Origin of the sequence: Mesorhizobium sp. M0276 (assembly GCF_040321755.1) — a bacterium.
Lineage (GTDB): Bacteria > Pseudomonadota > Alphaproteobacteria > Rhizobiales > Rhizobiaceae > Mesorhizobium.
In genome coordinates this window covers 161,033-167,471 of the sequence record NZ_JAMYSC010000011.1, presented here as the reverse complement: position 1 = coordinate 167,471, position 6,439 = coordinate 161,033, and the positions used below count along the sequence as shown (strand labels likewise).

Annotated in this window: 4 protein-coding genes; 2 read left to right on the top strand and 2 right to left on the bottom strand. The window is 62.8% G+C overall.

Annotation, left to right across the window (positions count from 1 at the left end):
* Positions 1 to 470 precede the first annotated feature (470 nt).
* Positions 471 to 2,438 carry a M23 family metallopeptidase gene (locus tag NKJ01_RS11525; RefSeq protein WP_352728005.1) on the top strand — a complete coding sequence of 656 codons (1,968 nt, stop codon included), beginning with the start codon at positions 471 to 473 and terminating at the stop codon, positions 2,436 to 2,438.
* Positions 2,439 to 2,465: 27 nt separating this feature from the next.
* On the opposite strand, the gene NKJ01_RS11520 is transcribed toward NKJ01_RS11525, so the two are convergent.
* Positions 2,466 to 4,025, bottom strand: a complete 1,560-nt coding sequence (locus NKJ01_RS11520) for an MFS transporter (protein ID WP_352728003.1) — start codon at positions 4,023 to 4,025, stop codon at positions 2,466 to 2,468.
* 151 nt (positions 4,026 to 4,176) lie between these two features.
* Here NKJ01_RS11520 and NKJ01_RS11515 point away from each other — a divergent pair, with 151 nt between their 5' ends.
* Entirely contained in the window at positions 4,177 to 4,809 is a 633-nt protein-coding gene (locus tag NKJ01_RS11515; RefSeq protein WP_352728001.1) for a TMEM175 family protein, read from the top strand.
* On the opposite strand, the gene NKJ01_RS11510 is transcribed toward NKJ01_RS11515, so the two are convergent.
* On the bottom strand, positions 4,783 to 6,303 hold the full coding sequence (locus NKJ01_RS11510; protein ID WP_352728019.1) for a L,D-transpeptidase family protein: 1,521 nt from the start codon (positions 6,301 to 6,303) through the stop codon (positions 4,783 to 4,785). The two genes, NKJ01_RS11515 and NKJ01_RS11510, sit on opposite strands and share 27 nt — an antisense overlap.
* Positions 6,304 to 6,439 lie beyond the last annotated feature (136 nt).

The following is a 6,439-nucleotide window of genomic DNA, read 5'->3' as shown; positions in this document are numbered from 1 at the left end:
GCAAACTTCTTCGTCGCCAGCGGCGAGCCGCCCTCGTTCGTGAGGCGTATATAGTCGCCACCAACGAGAACTGTCAACAGCGATCTCAAAGTTTTTGAACTTTTTGCGACAGAAATCTCGGGCCCGGTCTGTTGGTAGCCGACTGCCCCAAGGGAACGTGGACCGTACGGGTTGGACACCGACGAAAGAGCCCTATTGCCGCCGCATTGCCGTTCGACACCAAACCCGACGAAAGCGGCGCCGCGCGATGGAGCGGCGCCTCTTTTGAGGGCCTCATAGAGGAGCGCGCGGCGAGCCTTGCAGGGAAGGTACACCGCCCCTTCCGATAGAGCGCTCTATAAGAGAAGTGCTTGGGGGGAATTCGGTCGGAGCCTGGCGCTTCGTTGACTTCACCTGCCATGACAGGCAAATGTCACGGCCACAACAAAAGCGACAAGCCGTTCCGCCCGGGGAAGAAGCAGCCTTTCTGGATGCCAGACACGGAAGATGTCATAGCCGAACTCGGCAATGAGCCGCCGCTTATCGCGGACGGCCGCAGCGGCCCGCCCGACCGGCGCGAGGTTTCTGCGCGCTGGCTTTCAGGAACCTTCCTCACCGGCGTGACCTCGAGCGTACTGATGGGCGTCGCGCTGTTCGCCGCCCTTGACGGCCGCCAGCAGCTGGCCACCCCACCCGAGATCGCCGAGTTGATCAATCTTGCCGGCAACGGCGATTCCGGCGAAATCGCCAAGACCACAAGGCTGGTGGCGCCGCGTCAGATCGCCAAGGCCAAGGACCGTCGCCGCATGGAAGTGTCGATGGTGACCAAGGTCGGCGACCGTGACGTCATCCACACCATGCCTTTCGTGCAGATCAAGATGGCGCTTGGCGCGGGCCACACCACCAGCCGCGCCTACCCGCCCTTCGATCCGATGCAGGTGTTCGGCGACGACAGCGACGACAGTGCTCAGCCCGCGACAGCCTCGGCCGCCTCTGGTCAGATCTACGGCGCCAAGGTCGAAAGCGAGATGAGCCTGAAGACCGTCGATTTCCCGATCGAGACGGCTTCCTTTGACGAAAAGAGCGACCTGTCCGCCGACGAGGTGGAAAAAGTGGTGCGCGAAGCCGGCACCGACCTCAGCGATGGCGCCGTGCAGGTTGCTTCACTCCACTATGTCGACCCGCAGCGGTTCGGCGAAGCCTTTGCCGAGAGCATGGCAGGCTCCTATGACGTCAAGATCGTGCCGGAGAACGTCTCGGTGGCACCGCGCGCCGCCGCCGACGACCAGGCGCCGGCTTTCGCCGAGGAGATCATCCCCTTCACCAAGGATCTCGACGTCACTGAGGCTTTTGCTGATTCGGGCTACACGGGCGAAGACGCCACCGGCATGGCCGAAGCCATCGCCAAGCTGTTGAACGCGACAGCGCTCAAGGCCGGAACCGTGCTGCGTGTCGGGCTTGAGGTTCGCGGCGATGCCGCCAAGGTCGTGCGCACCAGCGTCTACGACAGGACACAGCACATCGTCACCATCGCGCTCGACGATCGCGGCCAGTATGTGCCCGCGCAGGAACCCGATCCGAATCCGGAATTGCTGACTGCCTTCGATGATTCGTCGGCTCCGGTGGTGGTGCGCGGCAACTTGCCCAACATTTATGACGGCATCTACCGCACCGCCTATTCCTACGGCATGTCCAAGGCGATGACCAAGCAGCTGATCAAGCTGCTGGCGTCTGGCGTCGACTTCCAGTCCCGGCTCAACCCCGCCGACCGCATCGAAGTGCTGTTTTCGCAGCCCGATGGCGACGACCAGACCTCGGACAGCTCCGAGCTTCTCTACGTCTCGGCGACGTTCGGCGGCCAGACGCGCAACTTCTACCGTTTCCAGATGCAGGACGGCAGCACCGACTATTTCGACGAGAACGGCTCGAGCGCCGAGCAGTTCCTGCTGCGCAACCCGCTGCCCAATGGTAGATTTACCTCCGGATTTGGTGCCCGCAAACATCCGATCCTCGGCTATGTCCGCATGCACACCGGCACAGATTGGGCCGCTCCCATCGGATCGCCGATCATCGCCGCTGGCAATGGTGTCGTCGAGAAGGCGGGCTGGGCCGGCGGCTATGGCAAGCAGATCATCCTGCGCCATGCCAACGGCTACGAGACGTCATACAATCACCAGAGCGCCTTTGCCAAAGGCATCGAACCCGGCGTACGCGTGCGCCAGGGCCAGATCATTGGTTATCTCGGCCAGACCGGTCTCTCCACCGGTCCGCACCTCCACTACGAGCTGATCGTCAACGGCACCAAAGTCGATTCGATGCGCGTCCGGCTGCCGGTCGGCAAGGTGTTGAAGGGCGACGACCTCGTCGCCTTCAAGCGCGAGCGCGAGCGCATCGACGATCTGCTGAAGCAGGAAGACAGTGATTCGCTGAAGGTTGCGAGTGCCAAGATCGACGGTTGATCCGTCGGTCCAACCTTGCTGAATTTCTCAGCCTTGCGGATTTTCTGCACCCCGTGGCCATGGCAGCGGTTGCCCGGAAATGGTCGTCCAGGCGATGACGGCCGAAAGCAGGCAAAGCAGCGCCGTCACCGCAGAGACGGCGGCAAACGCGGCGTCGCTCGCGGCGAGCCTTGCCGCATCGACGGCGGGCGCAAGGCCAACCGTCGCCGGCTCGCCAAAGCCAGGCACGCCGGGCGTTGCATTGCCATCCAGCGCGTGCGCGTAGACCCAAGCGGCAAGCGAGCCCATCGCCGCCACCGCGATCAGACCGCCGATTCGCGAGACGGCATTGTTGATGCCGGAGGCCGCACCCGTATCCTTGTCTTCAACCGCCGTCATGATCGCGGTCGACAAAGGCGATACGACCAGCGCCATGCCGAGCCCCATCAGCGCCATCAGCGGAAATGTCCCCGTCCAGAAATTGTGGATGCCGGCATGGGCGAGCAAGGCAAGTCCGGCGAAGGCGAAAGCCACGACGAGGCTGCCGCAGGCGATCGGAAAACGCGGGCCGATCCGGTCCGACAGCTGGCCGACCGGTCCCGACAGGAGTGCGATCAATGCCGACAGCGGCAAGAAGATGAAGCCGACCTCGGCCGTACTCAGCCCCCAGCCGGCTATCAGCAACATCGGCAGATAGAAAAGATTGGCCGACAGCGCGAAATAGAGGAAAAACGTCGCGACATTGGCGCCGGCGAAAGCGCCGACGCGAAACAGGCTGAGGTCGATCATCGGCTCGCGCTGCCGAAGTTCGAAGACGATGAAGACAGCCAGCAATACGACGCCGGCGGCAATGCTCGGCCCGGCCATGTGGCCCTCACCGCTGGCGCTCATCGAGGTCAGCCCGTAGGCGAGCGCACCGAAGGCCAATGTCGCGAGTGCGGCACCGCCGAGGTCCAGGCTGCGTTTTTCCGTGGCCGCATCGGCTGGAACCTTGGCCAGCAGGAGATAGATCGAGATAAGGCCGAGCGGCAGGTTGATGGCGAAGATCGCCCGCCAGATGCCGTCGCCGAAAGCCGACAGTACGAAGCCGCCGAACACCGGGCCAAGTGCCGTGGTCAGCGCCGAAGCCGCCGCCCAGATGCCGATGGCGCGGCCGCGTTCCTTTTTCGGGTAGGCCTTGGCAATGATGGCTAGGCTACCCGGCACCATGATGGCCGCACCAATGCCCTGCACGGCGCGAAATGCGATCAGCACAATTGCATTCGGCGCCAGCGCACAGGCAAGCGAAGCGGCAATGAACAGCGCAATGCCCGCCACGAAGGCGCGGCGCAGCCCGAATCGGTCACCGGCGGCACCCCCGGCAAGGATCAGCGCCGACAGCGTCAACGCATAGGCATTGGAAATCCACTGCGCTTGCGCCAGGCTGGCGCCGAGGTTGACGCGGATCGCCGGCATGGCGATGGCAAGGATCGAACCGTCGATGAAGCCGAGCGCCGAGGCCAGGATTGCCGCGATCAGCACAAATCGCCGCTGCGCTTGCGGGCAGAAGGTTCCATTCGTGACCGGACTGGTCAGGGGGACGGCGGCGGCGGCACTTGGTGAATGCATGGAACCTTGCTTAGACTTCGGGTGTAATGGCAACAACCGGCCAGCGGCTTGCTGTCGTTGAACCCAGCCACATTGCCGGGATTGCGCCTGCTCTGATGCAAACGGCGGCAGCCATGTTAGGTTTCCTGCAAATTGCAACGGGGAGAAATCGATGAAGCGGCCACTTGAAGCATCGGCGGAGGGACGTGGCCGTATCGTCGGCATCACCGACGGGGTGTTCGCCATCGCACTCACCTTGATTGTCCTCGAAATCAGGGTGCCGGCGCACGAGGCGATCCATTCAGAAGGCGAACTGCTTGCCGCGATGGTAGCACTGGCGCCACGCTTCCTGACCTACGCCTTGAGTTTCCTGACGCTGACCATCTTCTGGTTCGGCCAGCAGGCACAGCATGGCCTGATCGCCAGATCCGACCGACGGCTTGCGACGTTGAACCTCTGCTTTCTCGCCTTCATCGCCTTGTTGCCGTTCTCGACCGACCTTCTGGCTGACTTCCTCGAGTTCAGAACCGCCGTGCTGGTCTACTGGCTCAATCTGCTGATGCTCGGCGTCACCCTGTTCGCCAGCTGGCGCTATGCGGAGAAAAACGGCTTCCTGGCAGAGGGTGTCGACGCGGAAACGAAACGCACGGTCTATCTGCGCATCGTCAAGGCGCAAATCCTGTGGGCGATCGGCGCCGCATTGTCGTTCGTCAATGCATTGCTCGGCATCGGCTTCATCCTGGTCGTGCAGCTGATCTATGCCGCCGCACTTCGGAGTTCACTGCTGCGCAAAATCATCGGCTGAAGGCCCGCCGACAAACTCAACCGTCACACCCGGCGAAACCAGTTTGGCCAGCTCACGCGCATCCCAGTTGGTCAGGCGCACGCAGCCATGGCTTTCAGTCTTGCCGATCTTCGAGGGGTCGGGTGTACCATGAATGCCGTAGGTCGGCTTGTCCAGCGCGATCCAAACCGAGCCGACAGGACCGTTCGGGCCTGGCGGAATGGTCAGGATCTTGTTGTTTTGACCCTGCTTGAAATTGATGCTGGGGTTGTAGGTGTAGTTCGGATCGAGCGCGACGCGCGATACCGCATGCGTGCCGGACGGTGACGGCGTATCCGACGAGCCGATGGTGGCGGGATAGGCTGCCACCAGCTTGCCGCCGGCATCATAGGCGAAAACCTCTTTCTTGTCCTTGTCGGCGACGATGCGGGCCACCGGCGTCGAGACCAGCCTGCCGAAATTGGCGACTTTGATGATCGTGCCGGGGCGATTGAAGTTGACGTCCGGATTGAGCGCCTTGAGATAATTCTCGTCCATGTGGAAGCGCTCCGCCAGCGCTTCGGTCACAGACGTATAGCCCATGCGATCGAGCTGCGCCTTTTGGCTGTAGTCTTCCGGGATCGAGGCGACATACGGGCCGGCCGCATCCTCCGGCGTGATCGTGTAGTTGGCGAAAGCGTCGCCGCCGGATTGCGCCAGTGCTGACTGGATGCCGACAGCATCGGTCGATCGCAGATTGCTTCCGGTGATCTGGTTGTAGGCGGCGAGTGCCTTGTCGACATTCGAACCGAATCGCCCGTCGATGACGCCAGGCGAAGCGCCACCCCGGTCGAGCAGCACCTGCAGCGCTGCGACGTCCTCGCGCGCTCCCAGCGAAAGCGACGGCTCGATGGTCTTGCCGCCGATCTTCGGCGGCAGTGCCGCCTGATCCTCGGGCATGGTCTGTTCGGTCGGTGCCGCAGGCTGACCAGGGTCTATCGAGGCCTCGTCCAGCGGCTGACGCGTTATGATTTGCGGCTCTGCCGGCTGGGGTGCATCGGGAAAATTGTTGTCGTAGCTGCCATCGTCCTGCGGCGCCGGCGGATAGACTTCCACGGAATTGTCACCGTTAGGATCGTATTCGTCGGCCGGCGGCGGGATGACCCGGCCTTCCTCTTCCAGTTGCTTGCGGCGGAACCGCGCCATATCTTCCGGATTGTCGAGATAATAGCGATCATTGTCATCGGGGACGCGGCCCAGTTCGCGCAACCGTGTCTCGCGACGCAGCGCGCGGCGATCGAGTCGCGACTTCGGCGGCTGAATGGCGATGACCTTGCCGGTTTCGGCGTCGACAATGACGCGGTTGCCCCTGGCGTCGTAGTAGATGTCCAGATTGCCGTCCTGTGCGAGCAGGATGGCACCGTCGTTGATGGCGCGGACAATCGGTGGTGCGCTGTCCTGCGTCGGGGCAGCGACGGCATTGGCAGACAAAAACCCGCCGGCAAGTGCCGAGAGGGTGAAGATCGTGCGCAGCATGGTGGCGAAGCTCTCCGGTCCGTAATTGCCGCCGCCCGGCAGTGTCCCTGTAAGGCGAACCCCTTCGCCAGCAAACCAGTCAATCACCATATGGTTCCAATATGAACCGGGCATGAAGATGGCGGTTTCCGGCGCA